At 66.4% G+C, this 18,280-nt stretch carries 18 protein-coding genes, 1 pseudogene and 1 riboswitch; of the genes and pseudogenes, 1 reads left to right on the top strand and 18 read right to left on the bottom strand.

The window, feature by feature from the left end:
- Positions 1 to 22: 22 nt before the first annotated feature.
- The 13 genes from F4827_RS21455 to F4827_RS21395 form a co-directional block, all read right to left on the bottom strand.
- Positions 23 to 823: an ABC transporter substrate-binding protein gene (locus F4827_RS21455; protein WP_183726862.1), complete on the bottom strand. Its 801-nt coding sequence runs from the start codon at positions 821 to 823 to the stop codon at positions 23 to 25.
- A 230-nt stretch (positions 824 to 1,053) separates the two neighbouring features.
- Complete coding sequence (astE, locus tag F4827_RS21450) at positions 1,054 to 2,091, bottom strand: succinylglutamate desuccinylase (RefSeq protein WP_183726860.1); 1,038 nt, start codon at positions 2,089 to 2,091, stop codon at positions 1,054 to 1,056.
- Positions 2,075 to 3,439 (bottom strand): N-succinylarginine dihydrolase, encoded by a 1,365-nt coding sequence (gene astB, locus F4827_RS21445; RefSeq protein WP_183726858.1) that lies wholly within the window; start codon positions 3,437 to 3,439, stop codon positions 2,075 to 2,077. The genes astE and astB overlap by 17 nt, the downstream gene beginning before the upstream one ends.
- Before the next feature lie 9 nt (positions 3,440 to 3,448).
- Positions 3,449 to 4,912: a succinylglutamate-semialdehyde dehydrogenase gene (astD, locus tag F4827_RS21440; protein WP_183726856.1), complete on the bottom strand. Its 1,464-nt coding sequence runs from the start codon at positions 4,910 to 4,912 to the stop codon at positions 3,449 to 3,451.
- A 16-nt stretch (positions 4,913 to 4,928) separates the two neighbouring features.
- Positions 4,929 to 5,972: an arginine N-succinyltransferase gene (astA, locus tag F4827_RS21435; protein ID WP_183726853.1), complete on the bottom strand. Its 1,044-nt coding sequence runs from the start codon at positions 5,970 to 5,972 to the stop codon at positions 4,929 to 4,931.
- Entirely contained in the window at positions 5,969 to 7,075 is a 1,107-nt protein-coding gene (gene aruF / locus F4827_RS21430) for an arginine/ornithine succinyltransferase subunit alpha (RefSeq protein ID WP_183726851.1), read from the bottom strand. The genes astA and aruF overlap by 4 nt, the downstream gene beginning before the upstream one ends.
- Before the next feature lie 34 nt (positions 7,076 to 7,109).
- Positions 7,110 to 8,327: an aspartate aminotransferase family protein gene (locus F4827_RS21425; protein WP_183726849.1), complete on the bottom strand. Its 1,218-nt coding sequence runs from the start codon at positions 8,325 to 8,327 to the stop codon at positions 7,110 to 7,112.
- A gap of 146 nt (positions 8,328 to 8,473) precedes the next feature.
- Positions 8,474 to 9,454 carry a GlxA family transcriptional regulator gene (locus F4827_RS21420; protein WP_233178495.1) on the bottom strand — a complete coding sequence of 327 codons (981 nt, stop codon included), beginning with the start codon at positions 9,452 to 9,454 and terminating at the stop codon, positions 8,474 to 8,476.
- Positions 9,455 to 9,637: 183 nt separating this feature from the next.
- Positions 9,638 to 10,435 carry an ABC transporter ATP-binding protein gene (locus tag F4827_RS21415; RefSeq protein ID WP_311674062.1) on the bottom strand — a complete coding sequence of 266 codons (798 nt, stop codon included), beginning with the start codon at positions 10,433 to 10,435 and terminating at the stop codon, positions 9,638 to 9,640.
- A gap of 39 nt (positions 10,436 to 10,474) precedes the next feature.
- Positions 10,475 to 11,188 (bottom strand): ABC transporter permease, encoded by a 714-nt coding sequence (locus F4827_RS21410; protein ID WP_183726847.1) that lies wholly within the window; start codon positions 11,186 to 11,188, stop codon positions 10,475 to 10,477.
- Between the two features lie 10 nt (positions 11,189 to 11,198).
- Positions 11,199 to 11,888 (bottom strand): ABC transporter permease, encoded by a 690-nt coding sequence (locus F4827_RS21405; RefSeq protein ID WP_183727256.1) that lies wholly within the window; start codon positions 11,886 to 11,888, stop codon positions 11,199 to 11,201.
- Between the two features lie 345 nt (positions 11,889 to 12,233).
- Positions 12,234 to 12,977 (bottom strand): CbtA family protein, encoded by a 744-nt coding sequence (locus F4827_RS21400; RefSeq protein ID WP_183726844.1) that lies wholly within the window; start codon positions 12,975 to 12,977, stop codon positions 12,234 to 12,236.
- 12 nt (positions 12,978 to 12,989) lie between these two features.
- The gene (locus F4827_RS21395; protein ID WP_183726842.1) at positions 12,990 to 13,211 is read right to left on the bottom strand and encodes a CbtB-domain containing protein; all 222 of its coding nucleotides are present in this window, start codon (positions 13,209 to 13,211) and stop codon (positions 12,990 to 12,992) included.
- A gap of 60 nt (positions 13,212 to 13,271) precedes the next feature.
- Positions 13,272 to 13,428, bottom strand: a riboswitch (cobalamin riboswitch).
- A 69-nt stretch (positions 13,429 to 13,497) separates the two neighbouring features.
- On the opposite strand from F4827_RS21395, the gene F4827_RS21390 reads away from it, so the two are divergent.
- Positions 13,498 to 14,121 (top strand): histidine phosphatase family protein, encoded by a 624-nt coding sequence (locus F4827_RS21390; RefSeq protein WP_183726840.1) that lies wholly within the window; start codon positions 13,498 to 13,500, stop codon positions 14,119 to 14,121.
- 24 nt (positions 14,122 to 14,145) lie between these two features.
- On the opposite strand, the gene F4827_RS21385 is transcribed toward F4827_RS21390, so the two are convergent.
- The 5 genes and pseudogenes from F4827_RS21385 to F4827_RS21365 form a co-directional block, all read right to left on the bottom strand.
- A complete protein-coding gene (locus tag F4827_RS21385; protein ID WP_183727254.1) occupies positions 14,146 to 15,159 on the bottom strand; it encodes a patatin-like phospholipase family protein in 1,014 nt (337 codons plus the stop codon).
- Positions 15,160 to 15,228: 69 nt separating this feature from the next.
- Positions 15,229 to 15,810, bottom strand: coding sequence for a hypothetical protein (locus F4827_RS21380; RefSeq protein WP_183726838.1), 582 nt, complete (start codon positions 15,808 to 15,810; stop codon positions 15,229 to 15,231).
- Positions 15,811 to 15,909: 99 nt separating this feature from the next.
- On the bottom strand, positions 15,910 to 16,998 hold the full coding sequence (locus F4827_RS21375) for a lysylphosphatidylglycerol synthase domain-containing protein (RefSeq protein WP_183727252.1): 1,089 nt from the start codon (positions 16,996 to 16,998) through the stop codon (positions 15,910 to 15,912).
- A complete protein-coding gene (gene hpnK / locus F4827_RS21370; protein ID WP_183726836.1) occupies positions 16,992 to 17,876 on the bottom strand; it encodes a hopanoid biosynthesis-associated protein HpnK in 885 nt (294 codons plus the stop codon). Before hpnK ends, F4827_RS21375 begins: the two co-directional genes overlap by 7 nt.
- A pseudogene (locus tag F4827_RS21365) lies at positions 17,873 to 18,280 on the bottom strand (hopanoid biosynthesis associated radical SAM protein HpnJ); the annotation flags it as partial. The gene hpnK and the pseudogene F4827_RS21365, both read right to left, overlap by 4 nt.

Here is an 18,280-nt window from a genome sequence, read left to right as displayed (position 1 = left end):
CTGCCTGGTCAGCGTTGCCTGCTTACTTCAGCACGACCTTCACGTCGAAGTACTTGGCGGCGATCTTGTCGATCGTGCCGTCGGCCTTCAGCTCCTTGAGCGCGCCGTTGAGCGCGGCCTTCAGCGCCGCGTCGTTCTTGCGCACGCCGTAGCCCACGCCTTCGCCGAGCAGCTTTACGTCGACCACCTCCGGGCCGGCGAATGCGAAGCCCGCGCCCTGCGGCTTGTTCAGGAAGCCCTTCGAAGCCGCTTCGGCGTCCTGGAACGCAGCGTCCAGACGGCCCGAGACGAGATCCGCGTAGATCTGGTCCTGGGTCTGATAAGGCACGACGTCGACGCCAGCCGGCGCCCATTTGGCCTTCGCGTAGGTTTCCTGGATCGTGCCCTGGAGCACGCCCACATGCTTGCCCTTGAGCGATTCCGGCGTCGGCAGCAGCGGGCTGCCCTTCTTCGCGATCATCTGGTTGGGGATCGCGTAGATCGGATCGGTGAAGTCGATCGCCAGGCGGCGCTGATCCGTGATGCTCATGTCCGAGTTGATGGCGTTGAACTTACGCGCCTGCAGCGCCGGGATCAGGCCGTCAAACGAGTTTTCCACCCACACGCACTTCACCTTGAGCTTCGCGCAGACGGCGTTGCCCACGTCGATATCGAAGCCTTGCAGCTCGCCGCTGGGCGACTTCGATTCGAACGGCGCATACGACGCCTCGACGCCGAAGCGGATTTCCTTGAGATCGGCCGCTTGCGCGAGCGACGCGCCCGCGCCGAAGGTGACGGCCGTGCAGAGCGCGAAGGTGGCCAGCTTGTTCCAGTTCATGTTCATCAGTGTCTCTATCCAGTCGAAATACGGTGCGCTCCGTCGATATGCGGGGCGCGGCACAGGATCGCTGCGCCAAAAATGCGGCTCAAACGATCGCATCGTTTCTGATGCGCCGCAGCAACCGCAGGGGCGCGATTGTACCGTGCCCGCAGGCCGCGCCCGCCAAAGAGCCCACGCGCGAAGTTGCAATTGGGTGTCGTGGCTGCGCAAGTGGGCGGTGCGTTTATGCCGGTTTATACGAGCGCGGCAAGCGTTTCATCGGTGGTCTCGACCACCAGCAGACCCGCGCGAAGGCCAGGCTTGACCGTCGGATTCGGAAAGACGATGCGTTCCTCGTCGTGCGTCACCACGTAGCGATAATCGCCGTCCTCGGCCAGTACGGTGTCGCGCGCGAACGGCGTGAAGTTCGGCACATCGGCCGCTACGTGCAGCGCGAAGGCGTCGCTTTGCTTCGTGATCTGGCCGATCACGGTGAACACCCGGGGCATGACGGCCTCTGCGCCGTTCGTTACGCCCGCAACCAGCCGGCGCACCGCGGCGTCGGCATGCGCGAAACGCGCAAGATCGTTCTCGCCGAACGGCCGCACCTTGCCCAGCTCCAGCGTGCAGGCGGTCGCGCCGCAATGGTCGGCGGTAAAGGACGAATAGGTCGCGCCCTTCTCCGTATGGATCAGTACCGCCGCGATACGCGCATCGGCGAGCCAGTCGAACATCGCCCGCGTCGGTGCGCCGCCCGTATAGGGCAAAAGCGCGAACTGCTCGAACGCCGACGCGCGAATCGCGGTGTGCATGTCCAGATGCCAGCGCGCGCCCGGCGTGGTGGACGCAACGGCGAAAAAGCGCTGGGCCGCCGCTTCGAGCGCGACGGCGCGCGGCGCTTCGCGGCTGTGCGGCACCCGCGCGTGACGGCCGCCGAACAGCCGGTTGAGATCGTCGTCTTCATAGCGCTTCGCCACACGCATGGCGTTGACGTTGCCCAGCACGACGAGCACGCGGCAAGCCAGCGCCAGACGACCAGCGGCGATATCGGCGACTATCTTCGAAAGCAGTTCGATCGGCGCGGTCTCGTCGCCATGCACGCCTGCGGAGAGCAGCACGCTGCGCGTCGTCACATCGATACGCGCGGGTTCCAGCAGCAACACGCCTTCGTCGAGCGACTGCCAGCGCACCGCACCGTTCGCGCAAACACCCTGCGTCTGATCGGTGGGACGCCAGCCGCCCAGCGTCGCGCCGAGAAAATCGCCCAGCACGACTTCAGCGCTGGAAGTCATAGAGCGAGCCCAGGCCGAGAATCTGCGTGAGTTCGTCGAGCGCCGTACGCGACTCCACCAGCAGCGCCGGATCGGTAAGATCCTGCGGCGCGAGGCGATCGCGATAATGCTTTTCGATCCACGCGTCGAGGCGCGCGAACAGCGTGTCGTTCATCCACACGCCGGGCGCGACGGCCGCGCGTTCGGCTTCGTCGAGCACCACGCGCAGACGCAGGCAGGCCGGGCCGCCGCCATTCTTCATGCTCTCGCGCAGGTCGAACACCAGCACCTCGTCGATCGGACCGCTCCTTGCAGTCAGGTCGTCCAGATACATCGCCACGTGCGGGTTTTCACGGCATTCCTGCGGCACCACCAGCACCTGCTTGCCGTCCGCGGCGCTGAGCAACTGGCTGTTGAACAGATACGACGAGACCGCGTCGGCAACGCTCACCTGGGCGTCGGGCACCTCGATCACGTTGAACGGCGTGCCATGCGCCCCCAGCTTGCTACGCAGTTCCTCATAGACCGTCTGCTGATCGACAAACGCGCGTTCGTGGCAGAACAGCGTGGTGCGATTGCCGACGGCGATCACGTCGTTATGGAACACGCCCGCATCGATCACGTCCGGGCTTTGTTGCGCGAACACCGTATCGGCTTCGTTCAGGCCGTGGCGTTGTGCGACCGCGCGGCTCGCCTCGAAGGTCTGACGCGCCGGAAAGCGCTTCGGCTCCGGCCCACGGCGATATTCGCTGCGACCATAGACGAAGAATTCCACGCCGCGCACGCCGTATTCCGCGCAAAAGCGCGTGTGATTGGCCGCGCCTTCGTCGCCGAGCGCGGGCGTGCCCGGCAGCGCGTCGTGCACCACGAAATGCGAGGGATCGGCGAAGATCGCGCCGAGCGTGCGGCGCGTGTATTCGTGTTCGATCGCGCGATGCAGCTTGCTGCACAGATTGGCCGGCGTGAAGTGCACGCGGCGCTCGGGCGTGTCCGCCGAGGGGCTCACGGTCGCCGCATTGGCGGTCCACATCGCCGAGGCGGAACTGGCCGCGGCCAGCAGTTCGGGTGCATCTTTCGCGGCACGCGCGATGGCCTCGCCATCCTTGCCCGTGAAGCCGAGTTCGCGCAGCAGGCGAATCGACGGGCGCTCCTGCGGCGGCAGCACGCCCTGCGCAAAGCCCAGATCGGCGAGGCGCTTCATCTTGCGCAGACCCTGCTGCGCCGCGGCGCGCGGATTGGCCACCGACTTCTCGTTGTTCTGCGAAGCGACGTTGCCGAACGACAGCCCGGCGTAGTTATGCGTGGGGCCGACCAGACCGTCGAAATTGGCTTCGAGCGCCGTGGCGGCCAGCTTGGCGGTATTGCTCATCGTCGATCCTCAGAATTGAAGGCCCGGCGAAACGCTCGCGGGCATCTGCAGTTGTGCGCTTTCCACCGAGGCCATCGGCCACGCGCAGTAGTCGGCGGCATAAAACGCGCTGGGGCGGTGATTGCCCGAGCGGCCCGGCCCGCCGAAGGGCGCGCCGCTCGACGCGCCGTTGGTCGGCCGGTTCCAGTTGACGATGCCCGCGCGGATCTCGCGCGAAAAACGCTGCCAGAGCGCCGCATCGTCGGCGAGCAGGCCCGCCGACAAACCGTAGGCCGTGTTGTTCGCCTGAGCGATGGCATCGTCGAAACCGGCGTAGCGGATGATCTGCGCGAGCGGCCCGAAGTGCTCCTCATCAGGCAGATCGGCCACGCCGGTCACGTCCAGAATGCCGGGCGTGACGAAGCCGAGTTCAGGATCGCGCTGCTGCATCGGCAGCAACGCCTTCGCACCGCGCGAGAGCAGCAGCGTTTGCGCGTCAATCAGCTTGGCGGCCGCGCGCGCCGAGATCACCGCGCCCATGAAGGGCTGCGGATCGTCGTTGTATTCGCCCACGGCGATTCGTGAGGACACCTCGACAAAGCGCTCGATAAAGCGATCGCCGAATTCGCCCGACGGCACCAGAATGCGGCGCGCGCAGGTGCAACGTTGCCCCGCCGACAGAAACGCCGACTGGATCGCGTGATGCACGGCGGCGTCGAGATCCTCGACCGGCGCGACCACCAGCGGATTGTTGCCACCCATCTCCAGCGCCAGCACGATCTCGGGACGCCCGCCGAACTGCCGATGCAGCAGCGTGCCGGTATCCGAGCTGCCCGTGAAGAACAGGCCGTCGATCTGGCGATGGTTCGCCAGCGCAATGCCGGTGTCGCGCTCGCCCTGCACGAGATTGAGCACGCCCGCAGGCAGGCCCGCGTCCTTCCAGATCTCGACCGTTGCGCGCGCAACGTCTGGCGCAAGTTCGGACGGCTTGAACACCACCGCGTTACCGGCGATCAGCGCGGGCACGATATGGCCGTTGGGCAGATGGCCGGGGAAATTGTACGGACCGAACACGGCCACCACGCCATGCGGGCGATGACGCAGCACGGCCACGCCGTCGGCCATATCGCTGCGCTTTTCACCGGTGCGCTCGCCGTAGGCCGTGATCGAGATGGCGACCTTGGCGGCCATCGACGCCGCTTCGGTGCGCGCTTCCCAGAGCGGCTTGCCGGTCTCGCGGCCAATCGCGCGCGCGAGGTCTTCCTTGCGCTCGTTCACCAGCGCAGCAAAGCGCTTGACGATCTCGCAGCGCGTCTCGAAAGGCGTCTGCGCCCACGCAGGGAACGCGCGGCGCGCGGCGTTGACGGCGCGGTCCACGTCCTCGGCATTGGCGGCGTTGCCGCTCCACACGGTTTCGTTGGTGCCGGGATTGCGCGAAGCGAATGCAGGACCGCTTGCCGCGCACCATTGGCCATCGATGAAAAGCTCGTTCATGGTCATCCTTTTTTCTTTACCGTGCTGCGTGCGACGCGCCCAGCACGCGCACCTGTTCGCCTTCCTTCACGTTCAGCGCCGCCGCTTCCTGCGCGCCCAGCGTGAACGCGCCGTCCTGCACCACGCCCGGCGCGAAGCCCACGCGGAAATCGGTGAGCGAGGTGTTCGACACCAGCGAGCGCGTGTTGCCTTCCACCGCTGCTTCACCCGCAGTTACGTCGCCAATACGCACCGGCACCAGCACGCTCTCGCGCACCGTGCGCAAATCGGCGATATGGCATTCGAGCACCGGGCCCGCATCGAAGATATCGACGTGATTCTCGTAGCGCAGCCCTTCGCCTTCGAGCATGCGGCGCGCGGGCACCGTGTCCGCGTGCGTGAGGCCCACGCAGGCCTGCGCTTCTTCCGGCAGCAGCTCGACGTAGACGGGATAGCGCGGCATCAGCTCGGCGAGGAAGGACTTGCGGCCATGCGCGCTCAGATAATCGGCGGCATTGAAGTCGATCTGATAGAAGTGCGAACCGACCGCGCGCCAGAACGGCGAGGTGCCTTCGGCATCGAAATGGCCGCGCAGCTCCGCGCAGATACGCTCCGGAAACCGCTCGCGAAACTGCGCGATAAACATGAAGCGCGAGCGCGACAGCAACCCGCCCATGCCGCCCGTGCGATAGCGCGGCGAGAGGAACAGCGAGCACACTTCGGCGTAACCGGTGAGGTCGTGCGAGATGTTGAGCGCGCGCATGCGCGTCCAGATGCCCAGATCCTGGCTCGCATGCACTACCGTGCTCACGCGGTAGTTGTAGAACGGTTGCGTGAGGCCAACCGCCGTTTCGATGCCGCACACGCCCGCCACGTCGCCCGTCGCCGTGTCTTCCATCACGAAGAAGTAGCCCGCTTCGGCGGCGCTCGCCTCGCCCGCCAGCGTGCGGCGGGTGCGCTCGATGCGCGCGGCGAGCGCATCCCGATCAGGCTTGAAGGTGGTGAGGCCGGGGCCGGTTTCCTGGGCGAGCGCGACGAGCGCATCCACATCGCCCGTCTGCACGACGCGTACTACGATCATTGCGCCTCTCCCATCGATGCATCCTCGTTGTCCTGTCCGTCTTCATCCGGACGATAAAGCGGCGCGCAGCGTACCGCCTCGCCGTCCTGAACGTTGAGCGCGGCGCGCGTGGCGGCGTCGAGCGGCGCGTCAAGCGGCACCGCATGCGCGCCGCGATGCGACACATTCAGCGGCGTTGCGGGCAGCGTCGCCAGCGCGCAGCGGAATTCGCCGCCCTGCTGGCTGGCGACCAGCCACGCCGAGCCATCGACTGCATTGGCGCTCTCGCGCACGGTGCGCGTCTGGTTGCCCGCCACCGACGCGGTGCGATCCACCTGCGCGGTGAGCACCGGGCCCGCGTCGAAAATATCGACGTAGCGGTCCGTCTCGAAGCCCTCTTCCAGATGGATCTCGTAGGCGAGCAAAGTGCTCGGATCCGGTTCGCCCAGCACGCGTTGCGCGTCTTCCGGCAACAGCGGCACGTAGATCGGATAAGCAGGCATCACCTCGGCGATAAAGGTACGGCTTCTGCCGCCCGAGGCCATTTCGATGTCCTTGAAATCGCGCCCGAAGAACTTGCGCCCCACCGCTTCCCAGAACGGCGACACGCCCGCATCGTCGGTCACACCGAGCAGCAGCGAAAACACCTCGGGCGTAAAGCGGCGGCGGTTCATCGCCACGTACATCATGCGCGCGCGCGACATCAGGTGCGCGGCCGCATCGCCGCGCAGCGCGGGATCGATATAGAAGCCCGCGAGGCGGCTCTTGCCCGTCAGCTCGTGCGACATGGTGAGCGCATGGATCTTGCGGTTCACATGCAGCTCGCGCGAGGCGTGGATCAGCGCGTCGTTGCGAAACGCGTAGAACGGCTCCGCATAACCTGCTGCCGCGACGATGCTGGACGTGCCGACCAGCTTGCCCGTGGCCGAATCTTCGAGCACGAAGAGATAGAACTCCTCGCCCGGAAAATCGACATCGGCGCGAAACGAGTCTTCGGACAGCGCGATGCGCGCCTCCAGCGCCGCGCGGTCGTGCGGCAGCGAATGCAGCACGGGCTGGGCGGTGCGCGCCATATGGGCGATCGCATCGAGATCGGAGAGCCTTGCGGGGCGAACGAATAGCATCGTCGGTCCTGGTTTCTGGAATGAAGCGCGCGGCTTAGCGCGCGCCAGCCACGTCTTCGAAGGCCTTTTCGAGGCGCGCGAAGCCCTCGTTCAGGTCCGCTTCGGGCATGATGAGCGACGGCGCGAAGCGCAGCACGTCGGGACCGGCGATCAGCATCATCACGCCGTGATTCGCCGCTGCCGCATTGAAGTCCTTGGCGCGGCCCGCAAAACGCGCATTGAGCTGCGCGCCGATCAAGAGGCCCTTGCCGCGCACTTCGTTGAACACGTCGAAACGTTCGTTGAGCGCCGCGAGCTTCGCGCGGATCGCTTCGCCGCGCGTACGCACGCCCGCCAGCACGGCCGGATCGCTGATCAGCTCCACCACCTTGTGCGCGATCGCCGCGCCCAGCGGATTGCCGCCGTAGGTCGTGCCGTGCACGCCCACCTTGAAATGCGCGGCGAGCGCTTCGGTCGTGAGCATCGCGCCGATCGGGAAACCGTTGCCCAGCGCCTTGGCGGTGGTGAGGATGTCGGGCGTGACGCCCGTGTCTTCATAAGCGTAGAAGGTGCCGGTGCGGCCCACGCCGGTTTGCACTTCGTCGAAAATCAGCAGCGCGCCATGCGCGTCGCAGGCTTCGCGCAGCGCTTTGAGGAAGTCCGGATCGGCGGGAATCACGCCGCCCTCGCCCTGCACCGGCTCGACGATCACGGCGCAGGTTTGCGGGCCAATGGCGCGCTTCGCGGCTTCGATGTCGTTGTACGGCAGATGGATGATGCCTTGCGGAATCGGGCCGAAACCTTCGGAGTACTTGGGCTGGCCGCCCACGCTCACGGTGAAGAAGGTGCGGCCGTGGAACGATTGGGTGAACGAGACGATTTCGGCTTTCTGCTCGCCGTGACGGTCGAAGGCGACGCGGCGCGCGAGCTTGAGCGCGGCTTCGTTGGCTTCCGCGCCGGAATTGGCGAAGAACGCGCGGTCGGCGAAGCTCAGCGATTCGAGCTTTTTCGCCAGACGCAGCACCGGCTCGTTGGTGTAGCCGTTGCCGATGTGCCAGAGTTTGCTGCCCTGCTCGTGCAGCACTTTGAGCAGTTCCGGATGCGCGTGGCCGAGCGACGTCACAGCGATGCCGCAGGCGAAGTCGATATAGTCGCGGCCCGCGGTATCCCACACGCGCGAGCCTTCGCCGCGATCGGGGACGAACGGCGCGGGCGAAAAGCACGGCACCATCACTTCGTCGAAAGTCTGGCGGCTCACAGTCTGGTCGTTCATGGCGAATCCTCGTTGGTTCGAGACAGGTCGTTGAGATGGCTCGATGGGGGTACACCGTGCGCGGCGGCGCACACGGTTGGCGTACGTATGGCTTGCAGTGTAGGCAACCACGCGGCAAACGTCTTGCGCATGGGCGACGCGTTTTTTTAGTTCTGCTCCGGCGGCTCCACCAGCGCCCCGGCGCGCGGCTCCTGCACCGCGCCGGCCGCGCCGCCGTGCTGGCGCTCGATCCAGTTGCGCCGGTCCTCGCGCGGCGTCACGCCGAAGCGCTCGCGATACGCATTGGAAAAATGCGCCGCCGATGAAAAGCCGCACGCCAGACTGATCTGCACCACCGATTTACTGGTGCGCTGCAGTTGCGAACGCGCTTTCGCCAGACGCAAGCCCAAGTAGTACTTCGACGGCATCGCGTTCAGGTATTGCCGGAACAGGCGCTCCAGCTGACGGCGCGAGACGCCCACGTGCCCGGCGATCTCGTCGGTGGTGAGCGGGTCCTCGATATTCGCCTCCATCAGCATGAGCGCGTCGTTCAGGCGCGGATGGCGCTCGCCGGGCGCGGTCACGAAGGGAATGCGCTGGCGCTCGTCGCCGCTGCGCAAGGTGCTCGCGCCCATCGCGTCGGCGATACGGTCGACCAGCTCCGGGCCGTGCTCGCGGCCGATCATCGCCAGCATGAAATCGAGCGTGGCCTGGCCGCCCGCGCAGGTCGCGCGATCGCGGTCGATCTCGTAGATATGCTGGGTGACGATGGTGCGCTCGAACTGCTCGGCGAACTGCTGGTAGGTTTCCCAGTTCACCGCCACGCGATAGCCCTGCAACTGCCCGGCCATCGCCAGCCACCAGACGCCGTGATGGATGCCGGTGACGAGCGGCGTGCGCTGCCCAACGCGCGCGAGGCTGGCGAGAAACAGGCGATAGTCGGCGAACTGCTGATAGCGCTCGGTGACGACGATCAGCCAGTCGCACGCCAGGCCATCGCCGAACGCGGCATCGGCGGGCCACTGCGCGCCGCCCGCGAGCGGCACGGGGCGGCCGTTCCACGACACCATCTGCCAGCGATACAGCGCGCGGCCGTCGATCTCGTTGGCGAGATTGAGCGCATCGACGATCGGCCCGACGCCCGACATCGACACGGGCGGCAGCGCGACAATCGCCACCTGGGTGGTGCGCTGCGCGCGCGACGCGCCACCCGGCGCGGACGATGCAGGGACGGGCGCGCACGGCGTGGCGCTAATGGATGGAGCGGAAGCGGGAGCGGAGGCTGCGGGGCGAATCATCGGCAAGAACAACTTTCTTCGTGAGCCGCAAGCTTACTTGAGACTGCCCGACAGGAACTGGCGCAGGCGCTCGCTTTTCGGCGCGCCCAGCACATCGGCAGGTGCGCCCTCTTCTTCCGTGCGCCCCTGGTGCAGGAACATCACATGATTCGAGACGTTGCGCGCAAAGCCCATTTCGTGCGTGACGACGATCATGGTGCGGCCTTCCTCGGCGAGCTTTTGCATCACCTTGAGCACCTCGCCCACCAGTTCCGGATCGAGCGCGGAGGTGGGCTCGTCGAACAGCATCACGTCCGGATGCATCGCGAGCGCGCGGGCGATCGCCACGCGCTGCTGCTGGCCGCCCGACAGGTGCGAGGGATACTGCTTTTCCACGCGCGGCGCGAGGCCCACTTTCTCCAGATACTCGCGCGCGCGATCCTCGGCTTCCTTGCGCGGCAAGCCCAGCACATGCAGCGGCGCTTCCATTACGTTCTCGATCACGTTCATGTGCGACCAGAGATTGAAATGCTGGAACACCATCGCGAGCTTGGTGCGGATGCGCTGCAACTGCTTGTGATCGGCCACGTCGAGGTCGCCATTGCGGCCCGCCTTGGTGCTCACGGTTTCGCCGTCCACGATGATTTCGCCGGCGTTGGGCTTTTCGAGGAAATTGATGCAGCGCAGGAACGTGCTCTTGCCCGAGCCGCTCGCGCCGATGATGCTGATGACGTCGCCCTTCTTCGCGTCGAGCGACACGCCCTTGAGCACTTCGTTATCGCCGTAGCGCTTGTGGATGTCGCGCGCGATCAGCTTACTGCCGATGGCGGTCTTGTTCGTCGTCTGAGGCAAGATGGTCTCCAAAATAAGGCTTGATTCAAACAACCGGGTCTAGCGCGAGCGCACGGTAAGGTAACCGAGCCAGCGCTTTTCGGCGCGGCGGAAGGCGGCGACCAGCACGAACGATACGCCGCAGTAGATCAGCGCCGCGATGCCGAACGATTCGAACGAGCGATAGGTCGCCGAATTGGCGTCGCGCGCGACCTTGAGGATGTCGGGCACGGTGGCCGTGAACGCCACCGTGGTGGCATGCAGCATCAGGATCACTTCGTTACTGTACAGCGGCAGCGCGCGGCGCAGCGCCGAAGGCAGGATGATGCGCCAATACATCGTACGCGGGCTCATGCCGTAGGCGCGCGCCGCTTCCACTTCGCCGTGCGAGGTCGCGCGGATCGCGCCCGCGAAAATCTCGGTCGTGTAGGCGCAGGTATTGAGCGCGAAGGCGAGAATCGCGCAGTTCAGGCCGCTGCGGAAGAACGCGTCGAGCAGCGGCTCGCTGCGCACGAAGGCGAGACTGTAGACGCCCGTGTAGATCAGCAGCAGTTGCACATAGAGCGGCGTGCCGCGAAACACATAGGTGTAAAAGCGCACCGGCATCGACACCCAACGGCGCTTCGAGACGCGCGCCACCGCCAGCGGCACCGCGCACACGAAGCCGAACGCCACCGAGATCACGAGCAGCCAGAGCGTCATCGCGAGGCCGGAAACATGCTCGCCGTCCCAGTAGAGAAACGCGCGGCCAAATTGCTGGAGGATTTCGTTCATGGCGCGGTCCTCAGAGTTGCGCGTGGCGCACGCCCGCCGAATAGCGGCGTTCGAGCCAGATCAGCGCGAAGTTCGAAACAGTGGTGATCGCGAGATAAATCGCCGCCGCAATCACCAGGAAGAAGAACAGGTTGAAGGTGCTGCGGCCCGCATCCTGGGCGGCTTTCACGACATCGGCCAGACCGATGATCGAGACCAGCGCCGTGGCCTTCACCAGCACCTGCCAGTTGTTGCCGATGCCCGGCAGCGCGAAGCGCATCATCTGCGGGAACAGGATGCGTGCGAACACGCGCGCGCCGCTCATGCCGTAGGCGTAGCCCGCTTCCAGTTGTCCGCGCGGCACGGAGAGAAACGCACCGCGAAACGTCTCCGTGAAATACGCGCCGTAGATGAAGCCGAGCGTGAGCACGCCCGCCACGAACGGATCGATATCGATCTGCGCCATGCCGAGCGCGTCGGTGGCCTCATTCACGCCGATCTGGATGCTGTAGAACAGCAGCAGCATCAGCACCAGGTCGGGCACCGAGCGGATCAGCGTGGTGTAAGCGGTCGCCATGGCCGCGAGCGGCCGGTTGAACGAGAGTTTCGCCGCCGCGCCCGCGAGACCGAGCAGCACGGCCACGCCGAGCGAGAGCAGCGAAAGTTCGATCGTCTGGATCGTGCCGGCCAGCAGCACCGGGCCAAAGCCGTAGAGGATCACGCGCATCTCCGGAAAGTCGTTGTCGGTTTGCCCCGGGTGGCGCTCATGCACCGCGCCTTGGGGGATTGGCGCGGATCGTCGCAAGGTCAAAAAGATTGCTCAAACGGTTGCGGCTGGTATGTTGCAGCGCAGCATCGCCGCGTTGCCGGCTGTGACTCGACGCCAGCCGGGCATTGCGCCCGCGCTGTCAGGGGCGCGATGAAATTGAAAGCCGCTCAGGACGCCCCAAAGACAACGCCCCGGCTAGCGGGGCGTTGAGTGGGTTTTGGCAAGTTTCGGGTCGCTTTTTCGATAGAAGCGCGGACCTGGTCGCATCGGAAACGCTTGCGGGAAACCCCTGGAAACTCAGGCGCCGCGTGCCGCCAGCGAGCGCGGACGCACGCTGGCGCGTTCCAGACGCTCGACCAGCGCGCCAAACAGCAGACCCACCACGCTCCACAGGATCGCCTGCATGCCGATCGCCACGGTGCGGAACTTCCACAGCAGCACGGCGGGGAACGCGCCCGGCACTTCGTTGATCGTCGGCAGCGCGGCCTGGATCGCGGCGATCACCACGACGAACAGCACCAGCGCCGCAATCGACGCATTCCATTGCCCCCACTTCGCGGCAAGCGCGCCGCGCACCTTGAGCGAGAACACCGTGACGGCGATCGAGATGGCGATCATCAGGAAGAACAAACCGGTGCGATAGCCAATTGTCTCCGGGTCGCCGACCGATGGCGGATTCGCCGGGTATTTGATGTTCGGCACCAGGTAGATCGACACGAAGGCCGCCAGTGCGAGCCAGGCGGAGAGCGCACGCGCCGGGATCGGGTCGGTGCGGCCGCGCAAACAGGCGAACACCAGCGCAAAGAGACCGCCGATCGATGCGCCATAGACCATCACGCCCGTGAACAGGCCGTAGCTCGCCTGCACTTCGCGGCTGACGATTTCCGGCTCGGGCGCTTCGCCCCTGGCGCCATCGGCCTTTTCCTCGAAGGAGATGGCCTGATCGACTTGCGGCTCGCCCGCGAATTTCGCGAACGAGAACGTGAGCAGTCCCGCGGCGATGCCTGCGAGCATGCCGCGTACCAACAGCTTGCCTACCATGTCAGCTCCCGGTCAGTGGCACGGGAAGCCAAGCAGGTGCCGGCCGTCGTGAACGAATTCGTGGACGTACATGCCCGGAACGATCGAAGTCGCGCCCTGTTCCGCACCGACGAAATACAGCGCCAGCAACAGGATGAGGCCCACGAAGATCGCCCAGGGCAGGATTTCGCGCAGCGGGATGGGCGCCGGCGTGGCGGCCGGCACATGGACCGTGTTGAGGACGGCTTCGGACATATTGACTTCTCCTGGGGTTACGCGCCCCGTTAGTCGTTGATCGGTCGTCGATGAGAACGTTAGAGGGTTGCGCACGCACGCAGGTCTGACTTCCGTTGCTTGTTGCGGGACAGCTGGCTCGCAAAAACAATCGGTCACAGTGGCGCGACCGTGCCGGGCTTGCACCGGCTTCCGCGTGACGTGGAGCCTGTATTCTACGCGCTGCGTCAGCGGGGCACGGTCCAGATGGAATGCACGATGGAATGGACGATGTAGTGCACGACGAATCGATAAGTAAGGAAACAGGATGGCAATGAAGGTCTGGCTGGTCAGCCATGCGGCGAATGCCGATTTGCGCGCGGGCGTGCTGGCGGCTGAAGCCGGCTCGCGCGAAGGCTTCGAGACGTTGGATGCGCGCGCCATCGCTGCCGTCAAGACGTGGCGGGCACGCTGGCAGGCGTCGATCGCCGGCAGCGGCGATGCTCCGCTCGTGCTGACGAGCCCGGCTCCCGTCGCGCGGGCAAGCGCAAGCGCAGCCGGTTTCGAGGCCCAGATCGAGAACGCGCTCGCGCAGACGGCTTACGGCGCGTGGGCCGGTTGCCGGCTCAACGACATCGCGCAGAACACCCCCGACGCGCTGGCAGCGTGGACCCACGATCCGTCGTTCCGGCCACCGGGCGGCGGCGAATCGTTCGATGACGTGCGCAAGCGTGTTGGCGTGTGGCTGGACGCCCTGCCCGCAGCGGGCAACCAGGGCAACCAGGGTAACGCGCCAGTCATCGCCTTCACGCACGCCAGCGTGATCCGCGCGGCAGTGCTGCATGCACTGGGCGCGCCGTCAGCCACTTTCCGCCAGCTCGAAATCGCGCCGCTTTCGGTCACGACGTTGCGGCGTTCGGCGCAAGGCTGGGTGTGGGTCGCGGCAAACTAACGGGCTGCCGTCAACGCGCCGCCCTCACTCCAAGCCCAGCTGCGCGCGGATCGCCGGCAGCATGTACTGCACCGCCGCGCGCCCTTCCGCGATGGCCGGTCCCGCGCGATGAAAGTCGAAGATCCCCATGCCGCCCAGACGCGGCTGGATCAGCACGTCGGCCGGCTCGCCCGCCAGGCGGCTGCGCGTGATACGCACCTGCATGATGTCGATGCTTTGCGCAATCGAACTCAGCAGCGACGGCACGCGCGTACTGGGCGGCGGCGCCACGCGCACATCCGGGCTGCCGAGCGTGGCCGGTCCCGCCGGCTGCAGCCAGCTTGGGAAGCGCTTGCCGTTGCGGCGTAGCAGCGGCGCGGGTTCGGCGGGCACGGGGCTGGCCGCGCCCGGGTCGCCCGGCGCGACGGGTCGCGGCGGTTCCACCGGCGTCTCGCGCGGCACCGTGTCGATGGCGCCGCCCAGGTCGCGGCCATTGAGAATGTCGTGATTGAGATCGATGGCGATCACGGTGTCCGCGCGCATCGCGCGCGCCGCCGAAACCGGCACCGGATTGCTCAGGCCGCCATCCACAAGCCAGACGCCGTCATGCCAGATCGGCGTGAAGATGCCGGGAATCGCAATCGAGGCGCGCACCGCGTCCACCACGCCGCCCTCGCGCAACCAGACCTCGCGGCCCGTATCGAGTTCGGTGGCCACCGCCGTAAACGGCATCCGCAGGTCGTCGATCGCGCGGCCGTTGAACTGCCGCGCGAACAGGTCGATGACCTTGCGCCCGCCCAGCAGGCCGCCCGAAAAACGCAAGTCGAGCAGGCGCACCACCGTATGCCAGGTGAGCTTGCCCACCCAGTCCTCCAGCCAGTCGAGATCGCCGTTCGCGTAGACCGCGCCCACCAGTGCGCCGATCGAGGTGCCGCACACCACGTCCGGCTTGATGCCGGCCTCTTCCAGCGCGCGGATCGCGCCAATATGCGCCCAGCCGCGCGCCGCGCCGCCGCCGAGCACGAGCCCCACGCGCGGGGGACGTCGCCGATGCATCACCATGTGCGTCTCCTGCGTCCAATATCCAGTTGTTCACTCAAGCGTGAGTCGGACGACTTGCACCCAACCTCAATGCCCCCGCATCACGTCCGAACGCGACGTCGTCGAGACGCGCCCGTCCGGGCCGAAATGCACGTTGAAATACGCTTCGGGCGTCACGCCCCCTTCGAGCCACTTCCAGCTCCAGACGGTCTCCTGCTTGAGCCGGTAAGCCGCTATCTGGCCCGGCTTGCCAAGCAGGCTGCGCACCTCGTCCTCGCGCATGCCGATGCGCACCTTCGCGAAATTCTCCGCCGTGAGCGCCTGCGTGATCGCGACGAGCCGCCCGTTCGGGCCAATATCGACCATCCAGGTCTTGAGCCCTTGTGGACCGCGCGGATATTCGAGGCGGCGCGAGCCGTCGTCGAACACGCGTTCGGTCTCGGGCTTGCCCATCTGCGCGCGCACCTGTTCGAGCGTGGAGACGCCCGGCGTCAGCCCCTTGAGCAGCAGCACATCGGGCTTGACCGAATCGAAGAATATCTTGAAGGCCTGGCGCAGGGTGTCGAGCATCGAATCGAGCCGCGGGGCGTCGCAGCCGCCGAGCGTGAGCGCCGCCAGCAGGACGATTCCGGCGGTCGCTGACCGCGTGAAACGATGCGTGGGCGGCATGGCGTGAAGGCTCGGCTGGCGCGTCGGGTGGAGTGTGGAGCACACGCCGGCTACGATCGTTGCGAGCCTCAGCGCGTGCTTACTTCCCACAATGTACCTTCAAAGGGTCCGGTCGTGGCGGACCGCTCGCGCGCTTGCGTGGGCTTGCGCCTGTTTCGGGGCATCGGCGGGGCGCGCATCGCGCAATGAGCGGCGCGTACGGACGATCTCGGCGGCCTGCCACGACAGCAGCGCCAGCACGCCGAACACGACCTCGCGCATGCGTTTGACGAGCGCCAGCGAAAAGGCCACCTCCTGGCTCACACCGAAGAGTTGCGCCAGCAGCACCACGGCCACTTCCTGCACGCCCAGGCCCGCGGGCACCATGAAGGCCGCGTGCCGCACCGCCTGGGTGATGGCCTCGATGGCGAGCGCGTCGCCCACCGTAACGGGGTGGCCAAGCAGCGCCAGCGCCCACCAGGTTTCGAACGCGCCGAGCATATAGCCGCCCAGTTGCCAGAAGAACGCGCGGACCATCAAGCCCGTGCGCGACATCAGACGGTCGAGATCGGCATCGAGCCGCTGACCGTCGATGCCCTGCATGACGGGGTGATCCGCGCCCAGCAGACGCCCCGCCCAGCGCTCGATCGCATGGAACACGCCGCCCCGGCGCAGCAGGATGACGGCGAGCAAGGGCAAGGGCGCGCTCAGCAGCAGCGCAAGCGCGATCGTGACGATGGTGCCCAGCGATCCCGACTGGCCCGTCGCCGCAACGATCAGCACCACGCCAAGCGCGGAGAACGCGTACTGCACGGCAATCGTCACGAACACCTCGACGATCACCGAGGCCGTCACCTCGCTCGCGGCGCGCGCTTCGCTGCCCTTGTCGTGGCCGCGCACCTTCCAGCGCGCGAGGCGCACGCCCGCGATCTCGCCGCCCACGCCCGCGGCGGGCAACAGGCGGTTGATCGCTTCGCGCACGGTGGCGACCCACCAGAGGAAGCTCAGGGGTGCACGCCGGTCGAGCAGCAGATGCCAGGCGTAAGCGTCGAGCAGCAGCGGCAGCGCGTGGAACGGCACGAGCCAGAGCAGCACTGGCCCTGCCGTGCCGATCACGCGCATCACATCATGCGCGCCGTCATGCACGACCAGGCCGATGAGGATCGCGATCCCGACCGGCAGCCCCAGCCATTTGAGCCACTTCATGATGCGCCCTGCGCCTGCGATGCGAAGAACACATCGGTAAAGCCGCCGTGACTCACGCCGCTGCGCACGAGCGCTTCGGCCACGCGCGGGGAAAGCAGCGCGTCGAGTTCGTCGGCGTGGCGATAAGTCTGCATCGACGCCGTGATCGGCCCTTCGCCCGGCGCCGGCGCAATCGCAGGGTGGCAATAGATCTCGCCCACGCCCCGCTCAGGCAGCTGCGCGATGGCTTCGAGCAGCACCGCTTCGTCCATCGCCCCTGTCGAGGCGATACCGACCACGTAGTCGTTGTGCGCCACGCCCGCCCGCGCGAGACGCGCACGCACCAGCGCGAGCCACGGCCGCAAGGCGAACGGGGCGCCCGCCTCCAGCGGCAGGCGCATCGCGCGCAAACCGTATTCGCGGCCAATCGAGAGGATCAGCGAAAGCACCGTGGGATGCAGATGGAAATGCTTGTGCGTATTGACGTGATCGAGCGCGAGACCGGTCGCCGCGAACGCCTCGAATTGCGCGCGAATCTCCAGCGCGAGCTGGGCGCGCACCTGCGGCAGAAAAAAGAAGCGAAAGCCGTCGCGCACCATGTTGTCGCCGAACCGGCCGGATTCATCGACCAGCGCGGGAATGCGTTCGCGCGGCAGCATCGCCGCGCCGTCGGCGAGCACGAGATGCAGGCCTACGCGCAGCTTCGGCAGACGCCGCGCGCGCGCCACGGCATCGGCGGCCGCGGGCGCGGCCACCATCAGACTCGCGGCGTTGAGCACGCCGTCGCGATGCGCATGCTCGACGGCCGCGTTCACGCGCTCGTGCAGACCGAAATCGTCGGCGGTGAAAATGAGCGCGCGTGCGGCTGCAACTTCAGCGCCGGGCAGCGCGGACGCCGTCATGCCTCGTGCGCGCGCAGGAAGCGGAAGAACTCCACGCCTTCACGCAGACGGCGTTTCATCATGTCCCAGCTGGTGAGCATTTCACGCACGATTTCCCAGATCTTCGACGGGCGGAAATAGAACTGGCGATAGAACTGTTCGAGGTGGTGATAGATTTCCTCGCGCGACAGATGCGGATAACCGATCGCCGCCAGCTGCACGCCCTCCTTGCTCACCAGATTGATGACCTTGTTCTCTTCCATCCAGCCGTTTTCCACGGCCTGTTTATAGAGCGTGGTGCCCGGATACGGCGCCGCCAGCGACACCTGAATCGTGTGCGGATTGATCTCCTTCGCGTACTCGATGGTCTTCGCGATGGTTTCCTGCGTCTCGCCCGGCAGGCCCAGAATAAAGGTGCCGTGAAT

The sequence above is a fragment of the Paraburkholderia bannensis genome (genome assembly GCF_014200455.1).
In the GTDB taxonomy this organism is placed as follows: Bacteria; Pseudomonadota; Gammaproteobacteria; order Burkholderiales; family Burkholderiaceae; genus Paraburkholderia; species Paraburkholderia bannensis_A.
The sequence above is the reverse complement of the archived record's forward strand: the minus strand, read 5'-3'. Positions and strand labels throughout refer to the sequence as shown.

Coding starts and splice junctions, on each gene's coding strand:
- astE (WP_183726860.1), bottom strand. CDS start 2,091: ATGACTTCCAGCGCTGAAGTCGTGCTGGGCGATTTTCTCGGCGCGACG.
- hpnK (WP_183726836.1), bottom strand. CDS start 17,876: ATGACGGCGTCCGCGCTGCCCGGCGCTGAAGTTGCAGCCGCACGCGCG.
- F4827_RS21420 (WP_233178495.1), bottom strand. CDS start 9,454: ATGTCGGGCGTCGGGCCGATCGTCGATGCGCTCAATCTCGCCAACGAG.
- F4827_RS21380 (WP_183726838.1), bottom strand. CDS start 15,810: ATGCCGCCCACGCATCGTTTCACGCGGTCAGCGACCGCCGGAATCGTC.
- astD (WP_183726856.1), bottom strand. CDS start 4,912: ATGAACGAGCTTTTCATCGATGGCCAATGGTGCGCGGCAAGCGGTCCT.
- F4827_RS21400 (WP_183726844.1), bottom strand. CDS start 12,977: ATGGTAGGCAAGCTGTTGGTACGCGGCATGCTCGCAGGCATCGCCGCG.
- astA (WP_183726853.1), bottom strand. CDS start 5,972: ATGATCGTAGTACGCGTCGTGCAGACGGGCGATGTGGATGCGCTCGTC.
- F4827_RS21410 (WP_183726847.1), bottom strand. CDS start 11,188: ATGAACGAAATCCTCCAGCAATTTGGCCGCGCGTTTCTCTACTGGGAC.
- F4827_RS21455 (WP_183726862.1), bottom strand. CDS start 823: ATGAACATGAACTGGAACAAGCTGGCCACCTTCGCGCTCTGCACGGCC.
- aruF (WP_183726851.1), bottom strand. CDS start 7,075: ATGCTATTCGTTCGCCCCGCAAGGCTCTCCGATCTCGATGCGATCGCC.
- F4827_RS21395 (WP_183726842.1), bottom strand. CDS start 13,211: ATGTCCGAAGCCGTCCTCAACACGGTCCATGTGCCGGCCGCCACGCCG.
- F4827_RS21425 (WP_183726849.1), bottom strand. CDS start 8,327: ATGAACGACCAGACTGTGAGCCGCCAGACTTTCGACGAAGTGATGGTG.
- astB (WP_183726858.1), bottom strand. CDS start 3,439: ATGAGCAATACCGCCAAGCTGGCCGCCACGGCGCTCGAAGCCAATTTC.
- F4827_RS21390 (WP_183726840.1), top strand. CDS start 13,498: ATGGCAATGAAGGTCTGGCTGGTCAGCCATGCGGCGAATGCCGATTTG.